Origin of the sequence: Asanoa hainanensis (assembly GCF_900188485.1) — a bacterium.
GTDB classification, from domain to species: domain Bacteria; phylum Actinomycetota; class Actinomycetes; order Mycobacteriales; family Micromonosporaceae; genus Asanoa; species Asanoa hainanensis.
The window spans coordinates 136,723-155,521 of the sequence record NZ_FZPH01000014.1 but is presented as its reverse complement, the minus strand read 5'-3'; the positions used below and the strand labels follow the sequence as shown (position 1 = coordinate 155,521).

The window sequence follows — 18,799 nt, the reverse complement described above, 5'->3', positions numbered from 1 at the left end:
CGACGGTCCTGTCCGTCGGACTCCAGTGAAGCTCGCCAGGTCAACAACCGGCCGTAGGAGAGCAGGCCGTCAATGGCCCTTGAAGGCCTCCGCGAGCCACCACGAGCCGCCGTCCGACACGATTTTGGCGTCGACCACGAGCGGGCCCGTCGGTGCCGATTCGAGCCAGTCGGTGACGCCGCTCAGGTCGGCGGCGCTCCGGACGGTCAGGCCCCGCGCTCCGAAGCCGGTCGCCAGCGCCGCTATGTCCGTGTCCGGGAAGGTCACCGTGCCGAGGTCGGTGTCCGAGCCGAAGTGGTGCACCTCGGCACCGTAGGCCGCGTCGTTGTAGACCACGCACAGCAGCGGGATGCCCAGGCGCACCGCGGTCTCCAGCTCCGCGACCGACATCAGGAAGCCGCCGTCGCCGGCCGCGAGGACCGGGAGCCGGTCGGGGCGGGCCAGGGCGGCGCCGATCGCCGTGGCCAAGCCCAGCCCGATCGACTGGAAGGCCTGCGTGAAACAGAAACCGAACTCGTCGGGCACGCCGAGGTACGCGCTCGGGTAGCCCATGAAGTTCCCCGAGTCGATCGAGACGACGCGGGCGGCCGGGAGCATCGTGTCCAGCGACCGGCTCAGCACCCGCGGGTCGATGCGGTCGCCGGTCGACAGGTCGTCGGTCGGCTCGTCGTTCCATCGGCCGCGGGAGGCGATGTCGTCGGCCACCGACGAAAGACGGTAACCGGGCGTGGCGTCCCCGAACGACTCCAGCACCGCCGCGGCCGTGGCGCCGCTGTCGCCGACCACGCCCAGGTCGATCGGCCGGTGCGTGCCGAGCGCGGCCGCGTCGACGTCGACCTGCACCACCTTCGCGTCGGCCCCGATCAGGCGACCGTGCCGCATCGTCCACATGTTGAGCGCGCACCCGAACCCGACGATCAGGTCGGCCTCCGAGATCAGCCGGGCCACCGTGGGAGAGGCGAAACCGCCGGAGATGCCGAGGGCGTACGGGTCGTCGTGGAACAGCCCGTTCGCCACCGCCGAGGTGGCCAGCAGCGAGCCGGTGGCCGCTCCGAGCCGCCGCAGCGCCGGTCCGGCCTCGCGGGCACCCCGGCCGGCCACGATGACGGGCCGCCGGGCCTGCCGGAACAAAGCGGCCAGCGCGGCCACGTCCGCCAAAGACGGAGCAACGGGCGCTGGACGTGGATCCGGCCCGACCTCGACCGCGGACGCCGGGAGGGACTGCACCGACAACGGCAGGTTCAGCACCACCGTCCGCCGCTCGTCTCGCGCCGTCCGCCACGCCAGGACCGTGTCCTCCACCGCCGACTCACCACTATGGACACGCGCGGCGACGGCGCCGAGGCTCCGGGCGTACCCCATCTGGTCCATGGCGAAGTTCGACGTGGCGCCGCCGGCCTCCGCGGCCAGCACCACCAGCGGCGTGCGGCTCTTCGCCGCCTCACAAATGCCCGTGGCCGCGTTGGTCAGCCCGCAACCCTGGTGCACGGACAGGAGCGCGACCTGACCGGACATCCGGGCGTACGCGTCGGCCATCGTCGCCGCGCCGCCCTCGTGCCGGGTGGCCGTGAACGGGACACCGTTGGCCCGCAAGGCATTCGTCACGTGGAAGTTGCCGCTGCCGACCACGCCGAAGCAGTGCCCGACGCCGAGCGTGGCCAGCGTGCGGCCGACCACGTCGGCGACGGTGGGCACTACTGGCCGTCCACGAGCGCCAGCACGCGGGTCGGGCTGCCGGTGCCGCCGACGATGGGCAGCGGGGCGACGACGATCAGCGCGCCGGTCGGCGGAAGCTGCGCGAGGTTCTGCAGCGAGGTGATGCCGTACTTGTCGTTGCCCAACAGGTGGAAGTGCGCCGGGAACGGCGGTTCGAGCCCGCCCGCGTTGCCCGCGTCGATGCCGACCGTCTCGACACCGAACCCCGAGATGGGCGTCTTCGCGAGCCACTCGGCGCAGGCCGCCGTGATGCCGGGCGTGTGCGAGCCGTTCTCGTCGGCGTTGATGAACTGCTCCTGGGAGTGCGCGTAGCGATCCCAGCCGGTCCGGTAGAGCAGCCACGTGCCGGGGGCGAGCTCGCCGTGCTCGGCGATCCACGCCTCGATGTGGTGCACCTCGAGCAGGAAGTCGGGGTCGGCCGACGCCTCGGCGGTGAAGTCCATGACGGCCGCCGGACCGACGAGCCGCGCGGGCGGGATCTGCGAGACGTCGTGCCCCTCCCGGCCACTGATCCAGTGCACGGGCGCGTCGAGGTGCGTACCGATGTGCTCACCAGTCCGGATGTTGTGGTGCTTCCAGAACGGCCCCGGGGTGTCGTACGCGCTGACCTGCTCGAGACTGAAGTCGACCAGGTTCGCGAACGGCTCCGGCAGGCGCAACGTCGGCGTGCTCGACGACAACGGGTTGGTGAGGTCGACGACCCGGATCGAGCCGGATCCCAGTGCGGCGACCAGATCTACGACAGATGTCATGACACACGTCCTTAGATGATCGTTCCGGTCCTGGGCGACATCCTGCCACCACGCGCCGTCAGTCGACCGTCCGCCGAAGGACCAGAGTCAGGAATCCCCACGTGTCACGGTAGGTCCGCAGCCATTCGGTTCGACGGATGCCCGCCAGGGCGAGCGCGTCGGCGCTGTCGGGGTCGTCCGGATGGTCCAGCGCCCAGTCGGCCAGCGTGCCCCAGCAGGCCCATTCGTAGTCGTCGAGTTCGCCGCGGCTGCTGACGTGCCCATGGACGGGTGTCCAGCCGGCTTCGGCGACGAGGTCCATCGTGGTCGCCAGGTCGGCGAAGTCACCGAGCATCTCCACAGCCTCCGGGGAGGGCGGGCGATCCCAGAACCCGTCGCCGATCACGACGCGACCACCGGGTGCCAGGTGAGCACGCGCCGCCGCGAGCGTCGGCAGCAGACCACCGAACGCGTGCGCGGCGCCGACGCTGAGCACGACGTCGAACGTCCGCCCGGGGGCGAAGTCCTCCGCCTTGCCGAGATGGACGTCGAGCCGTTCCTGGACGCCACGGTCGGTCGCGGCCCGCCGGGCATGGTCGAGAGCGTCGGCCGAGATGTCGACACCATCCGCGCGTACGCCGGGCCCGGCTTCGAGGGCACGCAGGAGCCACTCGCCGGTGCCGCACCCGAGGTCGAGCACCCGCTCGTCCCCGCGCGGCAGGGCGTGCCCCAAAAGCCGGCGCACCGACCCGTCGTCGAGCGGCGCCTTGATCGGGTGGTGGGCATGGGCGATCTGGGAAGCCTTCTCGCGGTTCACCGGTGCGGCCTTTCAGAGCGGCGTCGGGCGGGCTCCGTCGGTTCTTGGCGACCCGATCGGGGTGGGCGCGGGGCGGGCCGCTTCCCCGGCGTGCGGGAAGCGGCCCGGCCACCATCGGGGGTCAACGGACGCCGGCCTCGTCGAGCAGGCGGCGGGTGACCTCGTTCGGGTCGTGTACCAGGCCGCGCGCCGCGAACCAGGTCGTGACGTTCTTGACGTCGCGGGCCAGCAGGGCCGGCCCGTTCGGGTTCGCGACCACGTCGACCACCTGGGGCAGATCGATCACCACGAGGCGGTCGGCATGGACCAGCAGGTTGTACGGCGACAGGTCGCCGTGTGCCAGGCCCGCGCGGGCCAGCACCGTCAGCGCGTCCATCAGCTGGTCCCAGAGCGCCTTCGTCTCGACCGGTGACGGGCGTAGCTGCGCCAGGCGCGGCGCGGCCAATCCCTCCTCGGCGTCGCCGATGAACTCCAGCATCAGCTCGGTGCCGCGGAGCTGGATCGGGTACGGGACGGAGATCGCGCCGTACGACGTGGCGACCTCCCAGAGACGGGACAGCGCGTCGAACTCCGCCGCCGCCCACTGGCCCGCGATCAGCTGCCGGCCGAACGCCGTGCGGCCGGCCATCGCGCGGTTCTCCCGGGAGCGCCGCATCCGGCGCCCTTCGAGGTAGCCGGCGTCGCGGTGGAACATCCGGTGTTCCGGCTCCCGGTAGCGCTTGGCCGCGAGCAGGCAGCTGCGGTCGGTGTCCGGGATACCGCGCCGGACCAGGAAGACGTCGGCTTCCTTGCCGGTCTTGAGAATGCCTAGTTCGACGTCGACAGCGGCCAGGTCCGTAACTACCCACGAGGGGCGGGGCAGCGGGCCGTGCACGGCGTCGTCCCATGTCGACCAGGCGTCGCCAGTCGAAGGGGTGTCGGTGTCGGCGTTGGTGTCGAAGGCGACGGGCGTCTGGTGACGCGCGCGCTTCAGGAACTGCGGATCGTCGTCGTCGAAACGACGTTTGCCAGAACGGCCGCGAGGGGCCGGCTCGAACTCGTGCTCACGCAACGGAGGAACTCCTGAGTCAAGAAGGAAGAGGGCAGCGAAAAGTTCGCGACAACGACAGCCACAGAACTCACCCCTTCCGACTCGACGACCGGGCAGCGCACGTCACGGCGCGGCCAGGTCTGGTTCCTGGTCCAACTAGATCGCGAGTCTCCCGGCACCACGCCGGGAGCGCAAGTGAATTATCCGGCGAGGACGGCGGCCATCGCTGGCAGGAACCCGCCGGCCGTGGCGGTCGGCTCGAAGCGCGACTCCATCCAGCGGCGGCCGCGGTGCAGCCAGACGCTGGGCAGGCCCATCTCGGCGGCGGCGCCGATGTCGGTCTCCGGGCTGTCGCCGACCACCCAGGCTCCGCTGAGCCGCATGCGTACCCGTTCCGCCGCCAGGGTGAAGATCCTGGGGTTGGGTTTGCTGACCCCGACCTCCTCGGAGATCACCCAGTCGGCCACGTAGCGGTCGAGGCCCGTACGCCGGATTGTGGTGTCTTCCTGTCGGGTGGCGCCGTTGGTCACGACCACCGGCACCCAGCCGGCGTCGTCGGCGATCCGCAGCGCGCACGCGACCAACGGGTCGAGCCGGCTGTTGGCGACCACGCCCTCGCGCATCTCGTCGACCAGGTCCACCGACGAGGTGGTCAGCCGGTAGCGGTCGCGGATCGCGTCGGCGACGTCCCACCGGTCGGTCAGCCCGTCGGCGTCGACCGACATCAGCCAGTCGAGGTCAGGTGACGGGGCCCCGATCCCGTCCAGGAAGCGTTCGGCCCAGCCGCGGAAGGCGCCGGTCCGGTCCAGAACGGTGTTGTCCAGGTCGAGGAACATGAGGGGCACTCGCGCACAGTACGGGACGAGGCCGATCCCTCAAAACCCCAGCAATGTAAACAATCTTGGGCCGGACACGGCGATCGCCGGCCCGCGTGGTGCGGACCGGCGATCGCCTGGTGGGAGACCCTTCAGGCGTTGGCCCTTCGGATCGCCGCCATCCCCCCGAGGGCGGCCAGCCCGGCCACCAGAGCGGGCCAGCCCACCAGCAGGCTGATCTGGTGTTGGGTGCTCAGCCAGTGCCAGACGTCGCCCCACCAGCCCTGCCAGGTGACCAGCGCGGCGAGCAGGCCGAACACCACGATCGTCGCGGCGAGGGTGGCGAACAGGCCGTTGGTGCCGAAGCGCACGTACCAGACCGCCGCGAAGATGCAGAGGAAGTTCAGGAACAGGAACGGCACCGCGTAGACCAGGATCTGCAACAGTCCATTGGAGACATCGATGTACGGGATCCGGAAGAAGTGCAAGCCGATGCCGAACCCGCCGGTGCCGCCCTCGATCAGGTTGAGCAGATAGAGCAGCACGCCGTAGAGCAGCGCCTGTGTCAGGTTGACCAGCGTGGTGGCCAGGTAGAAGGTGCGCCGCGTGACGCCCATGCCGAGCGCGAACGGGAACACCTGGCTGATCGAGACGCCCGCGATGATCGCCGAGACCACGTAGAGGCTGGACAGGCCGCCGGTGCTGGTCTTGCCGGGCGACGCCTCGTCGATCGAGGCGAAGATCAGGATGTTGATCAGCAGCGAGGCGGTCATGATGCCCCACGGCCAGAGGAGCTGGTTCACCCAGGCGACGGTGTGCATCCGGGCGACGTCGACGATGCGGTTCATCGGTCGGTCTTCCTTTCCATGGTCAGGCGCACGACCGCCTGCTGGAGCGACACCGGCTGCAGGTCGATGCTCAGCTTCTTGGCCCGCATCCGCTCCGCGTTGTCGAACGAGCCCCGCAGGGTCACCCGGACCACCCCGCCGAGCTGCTCGCGGTGCAGGACCTGGCGGCCCGTGGCGAACTCGTCGATCGCCTCGGCCGGACCGGTCGCGTCCATCACCTCGCCGCGCAGCTCGTCGGTGTCGGCGTCGAGCACCAACTTGCCCCGGTCGAGCAGCAGCACCTGCTCGATGAGGTCGGCGACCTCGTCGATCAGGTGCGTGGAGAGCACGACGGTGCGCGGGTGCTCGGCGTAGTCCGCCAGCAGCCGGTCGTAGAAGAGCTGGCGGGCCACGGCATCGAGGCCCAGGTACGGCTCGTCGAAGAAGGTCAGCGGTGCCCGCGCCGCCAGGCCGATGGTGACGCCCAGCGCGGAGGTCATGCCTCGGGAGAGCTTGCGCACGTCGCGCTTGCGGGGCAGGTTGAAGTCGTCCACAAGGGACTGCGCGAAGTCCTCGTCCCAGTTGGGGAACAGGTGACGGGCCAGGCTGAGCACGTGCTTCACCTTGTACGCCGTCGGGTACTTCTGGCTCTCCTTGATGAACACGACCTTCATGAGCGCACGTTCGTTCTCGTACGGGTGCTCCCCGAAGAGCTCCAACGAGCCGGACGTGGCGCCCGTCTGGCCGGTGATCAGCTGCATCAGCGTGGTCTTGCCCGCGCCGTTGCGGCCGAGCAGGCCGTAGATCGCGTTCTCCTCGAGCGTGAAGCTGACGTCGTCGAGTGCGGTCACGTCCCGGTACCGCTTCGTCAGGCCGCTAGCCGCCACGACGGTCATGCCGCCACCTCCCTTCGGTCGGCGGGACAAGACCGCAGACGGCTGAGTTGCCTGCGCTCGCTTCGCTCGCTCACCGCTGTTCCTCCCACGTCTCGATCAGTTTCTTGAGCTCCTCGGTGCCGATGCCCAACTTGCGGGCCTCGTCGACGAGCGGGCGCACGTACTGCGTTGCGAAGTCGAGCCGGCGACGCTCCCGGAGCGTTTCGCGGGCCCCCGTTGCCACGAACATTCCGATCCCCCGGCGTTTGTAGAGGATTCCGTCATCGACCAGGCGGTTGATTCCCTTGGCGGCGGTCGCCGGATTGATCCGGTGGAACGCCGCCAGTTCGTTGGTGGACGGCACCTGGGTCTCCTCCGCGAGCGTCCCGTCGATGATCGAGTTCTCGATCAGCTCCGCGATCTGGACGAAGATCGGCCGGTCGTCATCCATGGCTCGTCGGTTCATTACTCATGTAACTAACCATGCAACCGACGAACCCGGGATGTCAAGTGGTGCCGGTCACAGGTGTCGGAAACGCGGCTCAGCGGGCCGTGAGGATGCGGCGTCCGCCCAGCTCACGGCGGTCACGCAGCATCGTGTGAGCGGCCCGGACCCGGGCCAGCTCGGTGGGGTCGAGGGTCGCGACGACGACCGATTCCCCTTCATCGGGAGCGCGGCCCACCGGCCGGCCCTCCGGGTCGTAGACGGCCGCGCCGCCGTTGAACGACCAGTCGGCGTCCCCACCCACGGAGTTGGCGAAGACGACGTACATCGTGTTGTCGAGCGCGCGGGCGGCGTAGTAGACGTCGCGCCGGTGCGCCGAGCCGACCACGTAGCCACTCGGCGCGAGGTAGCCGTGCGCGCCGTCGTCGGCGGCCGCCCGGCCGTGCTCGGGGAAACAGCCGTCGTAACAGATGCCCAGACCCAACCGCCAGTCGTCGACCAGCAGCGTGGCGCCGGTCGTGCCGGGGGTGAACAGCGCGTTCTCCTCGGGACCCCAGAGCAGTTGCTTGTCGTACGCGGCGACAGCGTCACCAACACGGTCGACCACGACGGCCGAGCAGGTGCGCCGGCCGTCCGCGTGCCGGACGGAGGCGCCCACGACGACCACGCTGCCGCTGTCACGCGCCGCTGACCGCAACGCGTCGAGCCGGCCGTCGTCGATCTCCCCCGTGGCCGCCGCCGGCAGGTCGGTCGCCACCGGGTCTTCGTGCAAGGTCGGCGGGTGGTACGCGCACAGGAAGAGCTCCGGCAGGACGACCAGCCGGGCGCCGGCGTCGGCGGCCTGCCCGACGAGCCGGGCGGCGACCGCGGCGTTGTGGGCGACGTCCCCGGGCACCGGTGTCGCCTGGACCGCGGCGACGGTCAACTCGGTCGCCGGCGGGGTGTCCACGGCGGCATCGTACGACGAGAATCGTTCTTGTGGAGGACGCCTTCTACTGGCCGACCGGCGACCCGTCCCGGTTCGAGTCGACCGCGCTCACCCAAGGGCCGTGGGGTGCCGGCCTGCAGCACGCCGGCCCGCCGTCGGCGTTGTTGGCCCGGGCCGTCGAAGCGCTGCCCAGCACCCTGTCCGGCGAGCCCCACCTGGCCCGGCTGACCGTCGACATCCTCGGCGCCGTGCCGGTCGAGGAGCTGACCGTCACGGCGTCCGTCGTCCGGCCCGGCCGGTCGGTCGAGCTGGTCGAGGCGTCGGCCGCGGCCGGCGGCCGGACCGTGCTCACCGCGCGGGGCTGGCGGATCCGGCGCACTCCCCTCGACCTGCCCCGCCAGGCCCAGCCGCGCACCGAGCCGGCGCCGATGCGGCCGGCCGCGGCGAGCATCTTCGGCGACCCGGCCTGGCAGACCGGCTATCTCGGCGCGGTCGAGTGGCGGTTCATCTCCGGGCACTTCGAGAAGCCGGGGCCGGCGCTGGTCTGGGCCCGACCGAGGGTGCCGCTGGTCGCCGGTGAGCCGATGTCGCCCATGCAACGGCTGGTCGCGGTCGCCGACTCCGGCAACGGGCTCAGCCGGGTGCTCGACATGGCCACGTGGTGGTTCATCAACACCGACCTGACGCTGCACCTGCACCGGCCGCCGGTCGGCGAGTGGATCTGCGTGCGGGCCCGCACGACCCTGTCCGAGGGCGGCACCGGGCTGGCGACGACGCTTCTCTACGACGACCGCGGCGCGGTGGGGCAGGGTGCCCAGGCGCTGCTGGTCGGGCCGCGACCGTGACCGTGACACGCAAGCCGTACGTACGGATTGCATCGCCGGGGGCCACCTGACACGATCGACACGTGCCCCGCGTGAGCCAGAACCAGCTCGACGCCCGCCGCCACGAGATCCTGGCCGCGGCGCGTGCGGCTTTCGCGCGCTACGGCTACGAGGGTGCCACGGTCCGCCGGCTCGAAGAGGAAACCGGGCTGTCCCGGGGTGCGATCTTCCACCATTTCCGTGACAAGGACTCCCTGTTCCTCGCCGTCGCCGAGGACGACGCGGCCGCGATGGTCGCCACCGTCGCCCGCAACGGCCTCGTCCAGGTGATGCGCGACCTGCTCGACCAGGCGGCCTCGCCGGACACCACCGGCTGGCTCGGCAGCCAGCTCGAGGTCTCCCGGCGGCTGCGCACCGACCCGGAGTTCGCCAAGCGCTGGGCGGTGCATTCGGCCGCGATCGCCGAGGCCACCCGCGACCGGCTGGCCCGCCAGCGCGCCGCCGGCGTGCTCCGCGACGACGTCGACCTCGACGTGCTGGCCCAGTTCCTGGAGCTCGCGTACGACGGCCTGGTCCTGCACCTGGCGATGGGCCGCCCGGCCGGCGACCTCGGCAAGGTGCTCGATCTGGTCGAAGAAGCCGTTCGCCGCGCGACCGCCTAGCAGTTACTTCGCCGTTACCTCAACCGCCCGTGCGCGGTCTTATGCACGGTGGCGTGGCGACTCCACAATGGGCACAAACGTCCTGCGACATCGGGGGGCCCGCGATGACACTGGCCGCGTCCGGCGACACCTGGGGCATTGCCGGCCCCACCTTCCTCGGGATCTACGTCGCGCTGGTGGTCGCCGCCATCATCGCCACGGCGATCATCCGCTCGGTGCTCTCGCGAGGGCCGGCCGGTCCGGGCTTCCCGAGCCTGCACCCGGAGCAGGCCGCCTTCCTCAACGGCGGGGCGCTGCTGGCCGCGTACACGGCGCTGGGTGGCCTGCGTCGTGGTGGCGCGATCGGGGCCAACCCCGACCGCACGCTCGTGCCGACCGGCCCGCTGCCGGCCGGCTCGACACCGCTGGACACCGCGGTCTACAACGCGGCCGGCAAGCGGCTGCGGACCCGGCAACTGACCACCGACCCGTGGGTCTCGAGCGCGCTCGACGACATCCGGGGCAGTCTCGAGAACGCCGGGCTGCTGCCGACCCGTGGACAGCGCCGGGCGTCGCGACTGGCCGCCCTGGTGCTGCTGCCGGTGGTCCTGCTCGGTGTCGCGCGGATCTCCGACGGCCTCGCCAACGACCGTCCGGTCGGTTTCCTCATCCTGCTCGTCATCGTGTCCGGCATCTGGATGCTGGTCAGCCTGACCCGCGCGCCGCAGCGCACCAAGGCGGGCAAGCGGGCCCTCACCGGTCTTCGTGGAACCCACCACCACCTGGCGCCCGGGCAGGCACCGAGCTACGCGACCTACGGCGCGGGCGCGGCGGCGATGGGCGTCGCCCTGTTCGGCGCGTCCACGCTGTTCCTGCTCGACCCGGCGTTCGCCGCCGAGGCCGACATCAACCGGGCGACCAGCGGCGGACCGTCGAGCGACGTCGGCTCGTCCTGCGGTTCCAGCAGCTCGTGCGGGAGCGGCAGCTCCTGCGGGGGTGGCGGAGGCGGCTGCGGCGGCGGCGGTGGGTGCGGCGGATGAACGCCTACGTCGCGCTCTACCTTGCCCTCGGCGCGGCGGACGTCGGCCTGACCGCCTTCGTGCGCTACTGGGTCGCCCGCGGGCCGGTCGACGAGCCACACCACGATCGGCTCCGCCCGCACGAGGTGGCCTACCTCAACGGCGGCCCCAAGCTCGCGCTGATCGCGACCGTTGGCGGCCTGCGCCGGGCCGGCGCGATCGGCACCCGACCGGACCGCACGCTGGCCCAGACCGGTCCGCTGCGGAGGGGTGCTCCTTCGTTGGACAAGGCGGTCTACGGCGCCGCCGGCATGCACCGGCACGTGCGTGACCTGGGCCACGACCCGTGGGTGGCGCGCTCGCTCGGCAAGGTGCGGCGCAGCCTGGAGCGCGCGGGGCTCATTCCGACCCGGCGGGACCGGCGGCAGGTGCGGCTCGCCGCCCTCCTGGTCGTGCCGGTCCTCGCGTACGGCGGCGCACGCATCCAGATCGGCCTGCGGCACGACCGGCCGGTGCTCTGGCTGGTGCTGATCAGCGCGGTCCTGCTCACCTGGCTGGTCTGGAGCCTGCGCGAGCTGCCCGCCACGACCAGGGCCGGCCGGCAGGCGTTGCGGGAGCTCCGGTCCCGGCACAGCCACCTCGCGCCGGACCACACCCCGAGCTATCCGACGTACGACGCCAAGACCGCGGCCATGGGCATCGCGCTGTTCGGCGCGTCCTCGCTGTACCAGGTCGACGCGGCGTTCGCCGACGACGTCGAGGTGCACCAGATGCGGGTCGAGACGTTGATCGGCCCGACCGGCGCGGTCGGCAGCGGCTTCGCCAGCCACGACTTCGGCTCGTCAGGCTGCGGTGGCTCGTCAGGCTGCGGTGGTGGCGGCGGCGGAGGCTGCGGCGGTGGCGGTGGCGGGGGTTGCGGCGGCGGAGGTGGCGGGTCGTGACCGACTACGGCGTGGGGATCGGCTGGCGGCCCGAGATCGCCGGGTTCGTCGCCGAGCTGCCCGGCCTGCGGTTCGTCGAGGTCGTCGCCGAGTCGGTGCACGACCACGGGCCGGTGCCGCAGGGGCTGGCGGATCTGCGGGCCAAGGGCGTCGCCGTGGTGCCGCACGGGGTCAAGCTCTCCCTCGGCGGCGCCGAGCCGGTCGACCCGGCCCGGGTCACCCACCTGGCCGCGGTCGCCGAGCGGCTCGACGCTCCGCTGGTCAGTGAGCACATCGCGTTCGTACGCGCGGGCGGGGTCGAGGCCGGTCACCTCCTGCCGCTGCCCCGGAGCCGCGAGGCGGTCGACGCGGTGGTCGCCAACGTCGCGCGTACGCGGGCCGAACTGCCCGTCCCGATCGCCCTGGAGCCGATCGCGGCGATCTTCGACTGGCCCGACGACGAGCTGACCGAGGCGCAGTTCCTGACCGAGATCCTGGACCGCACCGAGGCGCTGCTGCTGCTCGACATCGCCAACGTCTACGCGAACGCCCGCAACCGGGGCACCGACCCGCTCGCCCTGCTGGACGCCCTGCCGTTGGACCGGATCGCCTACTGCCACGTCGCCGGTGGCGCCGAGGCCGGTGGGATCTACCACGACACGCACACCCACGCGGTGCCCGAGCCGGTGCTGGAGCTGGTAGCCGAGCTGTGCGCCCGCCGACGGCCACCGGCGCTGCTGCTGGAGCGCGACGGCGCGTACCCCGCCGCCGACACCCTGCGCGCCGAGCTCGACGCGATCGCGGCCGCGTCCGGCTACCCGGCGGTCACGTGACCGGCGACCTCGCGGCCCGCCAGGCGGCGCTGGTCGCCACACTGGCCTCGGGCGCGCCCGTACCGCCGGGATTCGACCCTCGGCTCGTCGGGGTGGCCCGGGACGCCCTGCTGCGCAAGCGGGCCGGCGACGTCGCGCGGGCGTGGCCGATGCTCGCGGCGGCCCAGGGTGACCAGTGGCAGGCGGTGTTCGCCGCCTGGGCGGCGCGGCGGCCGACCAACGGCTCGCTGCGTGACGGGTGGGACCTGGCCCGGTCGCTGGCCCCGCTGACGGGCACGGCCGCGGCGGAGCTCGCCGCTCGGGAAGCGGCCTGGCGGTACGACGGCCAGAGCGCCCCGGTCGCGCGCGGGCGGCTGTCCGGATGGGCCCGGCGCCGGCGATTTGATCCACTCTGGGAGAGTGGACGGCTGTGGACGCGCTTACGGTCGAAGGGCTGACCCGTCGGTTCGGCAACCTCGTGGTGCTCGACGCGGTGAGCTTCGCCGTCGCGCCGGGTCAGGTCGGTGTCGTGCTGGGCGCCAACGGCTCCGGCAAGACGACGCTGCTGCGCTGCGTGATCGGCGCCGACCGGCCGGACGAGGGCGTGGTCCGGATCGGCGCGAAGCGGATCTACGAGACGGACGCGTGGGCCCGTTCGATCATGGCCGCGGCCCTGGACGACATCGACTTCTTCCCTGATCTGTCCGTTTATGAGCATTTGGCCCTGCTCGCGTACGCGCACGGCGACGGCGGCGACCCGGTCGACGAAGTGCTGGTCGAGCTCGGCCTGGAGCGGGCCCGCGACCAGTTGCCGATCACCCTGTCCAGCGGCCAGCGGCGCCGCCTCGCGCTGGCGTCGTGCCTGGTCCGGCCGCGCAAGGTGCTGATACTGGACGAGCCCGAGCAGCGCCTCGACGTCGCCGGCCGGGCCTGGCTGACCGACCGCCTCCGGCGCGAGAAGGCGGCCGGCACGGCGGTGCTGATGGCGTCGCACGACGCGGAGCTGATCGACGCGGTCGCCGACGTCCGGATCGGCATCGGCGGGTGACGACGACTGCCCTGGTGCCCCCGCCCGGGGCGGCGCCACCACCGTCCGGCGAGCTGAAGGCGCGGCTGCGCCGGGCGCGCCGCAAACACCGCGACCGGTCGATCGGCGACCTGCTCACCGACCTCTACATGATCGGTTTCCTGATCGCGATCTACGGCTGGGCGGCCATCGACTCGGCCGGCGACTTCCTGCACCGCCAGGTGGCCGCGGCGCCGGCCGACCCGGGCGCCCGCTACTGGATCGGCGTCGGCGCCGGGATCGCCCTGGCCGGCTTCGTCTGGCAGGGCCTGACCGCGGTCGGCCCGCTCCAGATCGGCCCGGCCGTGCAGAGCTGGCTGGCCAGCACGCCGCTGTCCCGGCGGGCGCTGCTCGCGCCGCGATTCGCCGGGCTGGTGCTGGCGGGTTCGTTCGGTGCGGCGCTGCTGGGCGCGGCGGCCGCGGCCGTCGGGCGGTCCGGCGGTTACGTCTGGGCGGGCCTGGCCGGGCTCGCCTGGGGGACCGCGTTCACGGCTGGTGCGGCGGCCGTGCAGGCCGGTGTCGCTCGTCGTTGGCCCGCAGCGGTGCTGTCCGGCGTCGGTGGCCTGCTGGTCCTGGCCGTGGTGCTGGCGCACGGGCTGTGGGACCGGTCGCCCGCCACCCCCGGGACGTCCTTGTTGCCCGCGGTCGCGCTGGCCGGCGTACTCCCGGCGGTGGTGCTGTTGGTCCTGGCGGTCCGGGCCCTCCCCCGGATCGACCGGGCCTCGCTGTCGACCGGCGCCCGCTTCGCCTCGGCGGCGTCGTCGGCGATCCTGCTGCTCGACCCGTCGATGCTGGCGGCGGTGGTGGAGAACCAGCGCTGGCGCGCGGTCGGCCGGGTCCGCAGCCGCCGTTTCCTCCCCGGCCCGCGGTGGTGGGTGCTGCTGCAGGCGGACCTCCGCCGGGTCGCGCGCACCCGAGCCGCGCTGGCCTGGTGGGCGGTCCTGGTGCTCGCGGTGTACGCCGTAGCGATCGCGCTGCCAGCGGTGGCCGGCGCGGTCCAGGTGATCGCGGCGTACCTGGCGGCGGACCGTTTCGCCGGCGGCCTGCGCGGCATCTCCCGCTCGGCCGGCCTGCGACGCGCGATGGGCGGCAGCGACGCGTCGCTGAAGCTGATCCACCTGGTCGTACCCGCGCTGGCCGCGACCCTGTGGTGGCTCGCGACAGTGCCGGCGGTCGGCGCGGGACCACTCTGGCTGGCCGTGCTGCTCGTGGCCGGCGTTGCCGCCACGGTCTACCGCGCGGCGACCCGAGGCCCGATGGTCTACGGCGGCTCGGTCGCCGAGACCCCGATGGGCGTGGTCCCGGTCGACCTGATCCGCCAGGTCGTCCGCGGCCCGGACGTGCTTTTCGTGCTGGTAGCCGTCCAGGTTTTGGTGAGGTGAGCTGTGGTTCCTTCAGACGTGCAGGCCGTGCTCGAGGAGTTCGCCGCGCGGATCGATGCGCTGGCCCCGGCCTCCGGCCCGCCACTCACGGTCGCGGTGAGCCTGAGCCCGGCGGCTGCCGAGGCGTTGGCCGAGGCACTGCGCTCCTACCACGACCCACGCGACCACGGCCGCTGCGGCTCGTGCGACACAGGCCTCGTGGACGAGACCTTCACGTGCACCTCGTGCGGCCAACCGGCAGGCCTGTTCGGCCAACTGGTCCGCGAACGCCTGGCCCGCCACCGCGCGGACTGACCTGGCGTCAATGTTGTTGTTCGCTGGCCGCGCGAAGGTGGGCGAACTCGCGGGCCAGGTCGGCGATCTGGAAGTGGGCGTTGAGGCCGCTCGGGTTGGGCAGGATCCAGACGCGGGACGGGCCGGCGGGGTCGTCCTGAGGGCCGATCTTCGCCTTCGGGCGGCGAAAGGCCGCCCGGTAGGCCGTCACGCCGAGGATCGCGATCCAGTGCGGGCGCCACTGTTCGGCCTTGGCCGCGAGCGCCACTCCCCCGGCCACGAGCTCGGCAGGGGTGAGCTCGTCGGCGCGGGCACTGGCGCGGTCGACGATGTTCGTGATGCCGAGGCCGGCGTCCAGAAGGGACAGTTGCTCCGCCGGGTCGAGTTGGTGGTCCGTGAAGCCCGCGCGGTGCAGGGCCGGCCAGAAGCGGTTGCCCGGGCGGGCGAAGTGGTGGCCGGTCGCGGCCGAGTACAGCCCCGGGTTGATGCCGCAGAACAGCACCCGCAGCTCGGGCGCGATCACGTCCGGCAGGGTCAGGTGCACCGCGGCGGCCAGGTCGGCCTTGGTGGGGCGGTTGGGGCGCTCGGGGCGGTCGGGCTTCACAGGGCGCGGATCAGGCCACCGTCGATGGCGATCGACGAACCGGTCACATAGGACGCTGCCGGTGACAGCACGAAGGCGGCGGCCCGACCGAACTCGGCGGCGTCGCCGATCCGGCGCAGGGGCACGTCATCGCCGGCGCCCTCGCGGGGGCGGGTCGGGTCGGCGGGGTCGCCGTAGTTGGCCCGGGTGCGGTCCGTCAGGAACCGGCCGGGCAGCAGGCTGACCACACGTACGCCGCGCGGGCCGAGCTCGTCGGCCATGTCCTTGGCCACCCCGACCAGGCCCGGGCGGAAGCCGTTGGAGATGCCGAGGTTGGTGATCGGCGTGCGGGCCGACGAGGACAGCACCAGCGCGATGGCGCCACCGGGTCGCAGGGCGGCGGCGACCACCCGCGCGGTGCGCACGGCACCCAGGAACACCGTCTCGAACGACTCACGCCACTGACCGTCGGAGGCGCCCAGGGCGGTGCCGGCCGGCGGACCGCCAACGGAGAGCAGCGCGCCGTCGAGCCGGCCGAAGGCGTCGTGGGCCAGCGCGACCAGGTGGTCAGCGCAGTCGTCGTGGGCCAGGTCGGCCACCACGCCGCGCGCCTTGTCGGGGCCGCCGAGCTCCGCGACCGCCTCCTCGACATGGTCCGGATGCCGGGAGGAGACGACCACCCTGGCTCCGTCGGCCACCAGGCACCGCGCGGTCGCGAGGCCAAGGCCTCGGGTGCCGCCGGTCAGCACGTACACGCGATCGGCGAGCCCAAGGTCCATGTCTGGATCCTGCCGCACCCCGTCGCGGGCCACAACGCGGGCTAGTCGCCGGAGATCGGGAACAGGATCGGGCTGAGCAGGTGGGGGCGGCGGCCGTCGGCCGGTGGGTTGCCGACGCGGGGCGCCAGGGCCGCCCGCATCGCTTCGACCAGGTCGGCCCGTTCCGCGTCGGACAGCCAGATCGCGTGCTGCCGGAAGCCGACCAGGTCGGCGGCCGGGTCGGCATCGGCCGTGTCGAGGTAGCCGTCGAACTCCGCGATCAGGGTCGCCATCGCGGCGGCGAAGGCCTGTCGCAGCTCGGCGGGGGTCGCCGCCGCCGCCCGGTCGGGCGGGATCGTGGCCCGCTCCCGGTGGAGCCGGTAGCTGCGCTCGACGAAGCCGCGTACCCGATGCTCGCCCGCGACCTCGATGATGCCGGCGTCGGCCAGCACCGCGACGTGCCGGTAGACCGTCGCCTTGGAGACGTCGGGCATCCGATCGACGAGCTGGGCCGTGGTCACCACCCGCCCGCCGGACAGGGCGTGCACGATCCGCAACCGGACCGGGTGCACGAGCAGCTCGACGGTGTCCATCAGCGAATTGTCTCACACTTGACACTGTTCGCAATCGTGCGAACATTAGGCGCATGACCAACCTCTGGCTCGACCACGATCCGCGCGGCTCCGGGCCGACCGTCGTCTTCCTGCCCGGCGCCGGGCTCGTCGGCCTCGACTTCCGGGCGGCTCAGCGGTTGAGCGCGCCGGCGGTGATCTACGACCGGGCGGGCACCGGCTGGAGCGAGCAGGTCGCGCTCCCCCGCAGCGCCACGGCCGTCGCCGAGGAACTGCACACGGCGCTCATCGGCAAGGGCATCAGCGGCCCGGTGATCCTGGCCGGGCACTCCCTGGGCGCGTTCTACGCCCGCCGCTACGCGCAGCTCTTCCCCACCGAGGTCGCCGGCCTGCTGCTGATCGACCCGGGCCACGAGGACATCTTCGACTTCCTTCCCGCCGAGGCCCGCGACCTGGATGCCGAGATCAAGCGGCAGACCACCGACCTGCCGGACCTGACCGACGCGCAGGTGGCCGCCGCCCGCGGCCAGTACGCGCAGCTCTACGCCGCCTGGCCCGACGACGAGCGGGAGGCACTGGTCGACTACCACCTCACACACTGGCGGACCGCGATCGACGAGACCCGCAACTTCGACACCGAGATCTACGAGGAGGTACGGGCCGGGGGCGCGCCGCCGGACGTACCCCTGCTGGTGTTGACCGCCGGTGCCCGCAACCCGGTCTGGGAACAGTTCGCAAACGCGGACCTGGTGACCCGCGCCCACGCGGGCATCGACGCCATGCACCGCGCGATGGCCGCGGCCGTGCCGCGCGGCGAGCACCGCGTCGTGCCGGGTGCGTCGCACGGCTTCCTGCAGAGCCAGCACCCGGAGGCGATCGCCGACGCGGTCGCCGCCCTACGGGTGGCTTAGGGCGCGGAGGGCTTCGGCGGTGGTCGGGTCCGCCGGGAAGAAGGCCTCGACGGCCAGGCCCGCGACGGTGACGTCCAGCGGCGTGCCGAACAGGGTGGTGGTGCTGAAGAAGGACAGGTCGCGGTAGCGCAAGGGAACCACGATGCCCGCGGCCGGTCCCGTGGTCGCCGTGCCGCCCGGATAGCCGCGCAACTCCTCCAGCAGCTCGTACAAGGCGTCGTCGTTGGTCGTCGTCGCCTGTTGCCGCAACCGGACCAGCAGGTGCGCGCGCCACTCCGGCAGGTTGCGGATGCGCGGTGCCATGCCGTCGGGGTGGAGGATGAGCCGCAACACGTTGACCGGCGGCGTCAGCAGGTGCGGCGCCGCGCCCTCGGTGAACAGCGCGATCGCCGGATTGGCCTCGACCAGGTGCCAGTGCTGGTCGACGAGCGCCGCCGGGTACGGGCTGTGTCCGTCGAGAATCTGGCGCACCGCCGCCCGTACCGGAGCCAGTTCCGGGTCGTCGAGCTCATGCCGGGGGTACGCGGGCGCGTGGCCGCCGGCGAGCAGGATCGTGTTGCGGTCCGCCAGCGGGATGTCGAGCTGTTCCGCCAGGCGCAGGATCAGCTCCGGGCTCGGCCGCGAGCGCCCGGTCTCCACGAAGCTCAGGTGCCGGGTCGAGATGCCCGTCTCGATCGACAGGTCGAGCTGGCTCATCCGGCGGCTCTGGCGCCACTCCCGCAGCAGCTCGCCGACGGGCCGCCGCGGCCTGGTCACGGTCGTCACACCACCGACGTTAACGACCGTGCGCGCGCCCGGACCATTACCTCCGAGGTAATCGACACGGCACCGCCGCCCCGGCAACCATCTCCTCC

At 72.5% G+C, this 18,799-nt stretch carries 23 protein-coding genes; 10 read left to right on the top strand and 13 right to left on the bottom strand.

Features of this window, described 5'->3' with window-relative positions:
- Window positions 1–69: 69 nt before the first annotated feature.
- The 9 genes from CHC05_RS29445 to CHC05_RS29405 form a co-directional block, all read right to left on the bottom strand.
- Complete coding sequence (locus tag CHC05_RS29445; RefSeq protein WP_089253861.1) at window positions 70–1,695, bottom strand: thiamine pyrophosphate-binding protein; 1,626 nt, start codon at window positions 1,693–1,695, stop codon at window positions 70–72.
- Window positions 1,695–2,468, bottom strand: coding sequence for a cyclase family protein (locus CHC05_RS29440; protein WP_089253860.1), 774 nt, complete (start codon window positions 2,466–2,468; stop codon window positions 1,695–1,697). Before CHC05_RS29440 ends, CHC05_RS29445 begins: the two co-directional genes overlap by 1 nt.
- Before the next feature lie 58 nt (window positions 2,469–2,526).
- Complete coding sequence (locus CHC05_RS29435; RefSeq protein ID WP_089253859.1) at window positions 2,527–3,264, bottom strand: SAM-dependent methyltransferase; 738 nt, start codon at window positions 3,262–3,264, stop codon at window positions 2,527–2,529.
- A gap of 121 nt (window positions 3,265–3,385) precedes the next feature.
- Window positions 3,386–4,315, bottom strand: coding sequence for a serine protein kinase RIO (locus CHC05_RS29430; RefSeq protein WP_089253858.1), 930 nt, complete (start codon window positions 4,313–4,315; stop codon window positions 3,386–3,388).
- Between the two features lie 179 nt (window positions 4,316–4,494).
- Complete coding sequence (locus CHC05_RS29425) at window positions 4,495–5,139, bottom strand: HAD family hydrolase (RefSeq protein WP_089253857.1); 645 nt, start codon at window positions 5,137–5,139, stop codon at window positions 4,495–4,497.
- A 122-nt stretch (window positions 5,140–5,261) separates the two neighbouring features.
- Entirely contained in the window at window positions 5,262–5,957 is a 696-nt protein-coding gene (locus CHC05_RS29420) for an ABC transporter permease (protein WP_089253856.1), read from the bottom strand.
- Complete coding sequence (locus CHC05_RS29415) at window positions 5,954–6,832, bottom strand: ABC transporter ATP-binding protein (protein WP_089253855.1); 879 nt, start codon at window positions 6,830–6,832, stop codon at window positions 5,954–5,956. The genes CHC05_RS29420 and CHC05_RS29415 overlap by 4 nt, the downstream gene beginning before the upstream one ends.
- Before the next feature lie 70 nt (window positions 6,833–6,902).
- Window positions 6,903–7,262, bottom strand: coding sequence for a GntR family transcriptional regulator (locus tag CHC05_RS29410; RefSeq protein WP_089253854.1), 360 nt, complete (start codon window positions 7,260–7,262; stop codon window positions 6,903–6,905).
- Between the two features lie 91 nt (window positions 7,263–7,353).
- Window positions 7,354–8,205 (bottom strand): carbon-nitrogen hydrolase family protein, encoded by an 852-nt coding sequence (locus tag CHC05_RS29405; RefSeq protein WP_089253853.1) that lies wholly within the window; start codon window positions 8,203–8,205, stop codon window positions 7,354–7,356.
- A gap of 29 nt (window positions 8,206–8,234) precedes the next feature.
- Between CHC05_RS29405 and CHC05_RS29400 the strand changes: the two genes are divergently transcribed.
- The 9 genes from CHC05_RS29400 (at window position 8,235) to CHC05_RS29360 (ending at window position 15,142) form a co-directional block, all read left to right on the top strand.
- Window positions 8,235–9,029, top strand: coding sequence for a thioesterase family protein (locus CHC05_RS29400; RefSeq protein WP_089253852.1), 795 nt, complete (start codon window positions 8,235–8,237; stop codon window positions 9,027–9,029).
- A gap of 62 nt (window positions 9,030–9,091) precedes the next feature.
- Window positions 9,092–9,670 (top strand): TetR/AcrR family transcriptional regulator, encoded by a 579-nt coding sequence (locus CHC05_RS29395; RefSeq protein ID WP_089253851.1) that lies wholly within the window; start codon window positions 9,092–9,094, stop codon window positions 9,668–9,670.
- Window positions 9,671–9,774: 104 nt separating this feature from the next.
- On the top strand, window positions 9,775–10,689 hold the full coding sequence (locus tag CHC05_RS29390; protein ID WP_089253850.1) for a TIGR04222 domain-containing membrane protein: 915 nt from the start codon (window positions 9,775–9,777) through the stop codon (window positions 10,687–10,689).
- On the top strand, window positions 10,686–11,609 hold the full coding sequence (locus CHC05_RS41730; protein WP_179266430.1) for a TIGR04222 domain-containing membrane protein: 924 nt from the start codon (window positions 10,686–10,688) through the stop codon (window positions 11,607–11,609). The genes CHC05_RS29390 and CHC05_RS41730 overlap by 4 nt, the downstream gene beginning before the upstream one ends.
- Window positions 11,606–12,421 carry an MbnB/TglH/ChrH family RiPP precursor modification enzyme gene (locus CHC05_RS29380; RefSeq protein WP_089253848.1) on the top strand — a complete coding sequence of 272 codons (816 nt, stop codon included), beginning with the start codon at window positions 11,606–11,608 and terminating at the stop codon, window positions 12,419–12,421. Before CHC05_RS41730 ends, CHC05_RS29380 begins: the two co-directional genes overlap by 4 nt.
- A complete protein-coding gene (locus CHC05_RS29375) occupies window positions 12,418–12,858 on the top strand; it encodes an SCO6045 C-terminal-like domain-containing protein (RefSeq protein ID WP_089253847.1) in 441 nt (146 codons plus the stop codon). The genes CHC05_RS29380 and CHC05_RS29375 overlap by 4 nt, the downstream gene beginning before the upstream one ends.
- Entirely contained in the window at window positions 12,831–13,448 is a 618-nt protein-coding gene (locus CHC05_RS29370) for an ABC transporter ATP-binding protein (RefSeq protein ID WP_089253846.1), read from the top strand. The genes CHC05_RS29375 and CHC05_RS29370 overlap by 28 nt, the downstream gene beginning before the upstream one ends.
- Window positions 13,445–14,848 carry a DUF6297 family protein gene (locus CHC05_RS29365; RefSeq protein ID WP_089253845.1) on the top strand — a complete coding sequence of 468 codons (1,404 nt, stop codon included), beginning with the start codon at window positions 13,445–13,447 and terminating at the stop codon, window positions 14,846–14,848. The genes CHC05_RS29370 and CHC05_RS29365 overlap by 4 nt, the downstream gene beginning before the upstream one ends.
- Before the next feature lie 3 nt (window positions 14,849–14,851).
- The gene (locus CHC05_RS29360) at window positions 14,852–15,142 is read left to right on the top strand and encodes a hypothetical protein (RefSeq protein ID WP_144022825.1); all 291 of its coding nucleotides are present in this window, start codon (window positions 14,852–14,854) and stop codon (window positions 15,140–15,142) included.
- A 7-nt stretch (window positions 15,143–15,149) separates the two neighbouring features.
- Here the strand turns inward: CHC05_RS29360 and mug are convergent, their stop codons facing one another.
- Genes mug through CHC05_RS29345 form a run of 3 tightly spaced genes read right to left on the bottom strand, consistent with a single transcriptional unit; the run spans window position 15,150 to window position 17,055 of the window.
- Complete coding sequence (gene mug / locus CHC05_RS29355) at window positions 15,150–15,725, bottom strand: G/U mismatch-specific DNA glycosylase (protein WP_089253843.1); 576 nt, start codon at window positions 15,723–15,725, stop codon at window positions 15,150–15,152.
- The gene (locus tag CHC05_RS29350; RefSeq protein WP_089253842.1) at window positions 15,722–16,483 is read right to left on the bottom strand and encodes an SDR family oxidoreductase; all 762 of its coding nucleotides are present in this window, start codon (window positions 16,481–16,483) and stop codon (window positions 15,722–15,724) included. The genes mug and CHC05_RS29350 overlap by 4 nt, the downstream gene beginning before the upstream one ends.
- A gap of 41 nt (window positions 16,484–16,524) precedes the next feature.
- Window positions 16,525–17,055 (bottom strand): helix-turn-helix domain-containing protein, encoded by a 531-nt coding sequence (locus tag CHC05_RS29345; protein WP_089253841.1) that lies wholly within the window; start codon window positions 17,053–17,055, stop codon window positions 16,525–16,527.
- 53 nt (window positions 17,056–17,108) lie between these two features.
- Between CHC05_RS29345 and CHC05_RS29340 the strand changes: the two genes are divergently transcribed.
- Window positions 17,109–17,945: an alpha/beta fold hydrolase gene (locus tag CHC05_RS29340; protein ID WP_089253840.1), complete on the top strand. Its 837-nt coding sequence runs from the start codon at window positions 17,109–17,111 to the stop codon at window positions 17,943–17,945.
- Here the strand turns inward: CHC05_RS29340 and CHC05_RS29335 are convergent.
- Entirely contained in the window at window positions 17,931–18,710 is a 780-nt protein-coding gene (locus CHC05_RS29335; protein ID WP_089253839.1) for a helix-turn-helix domain-containing protein, read from the bottom strand. The two genes, CHC05_RS29340 and CHC05_RS29335, sit on opposite strands and share 15 nt — an antisense overlap.
- Between the last annotated feature and the right edge of the window lie 89 nt (window positions 18,711–18,799).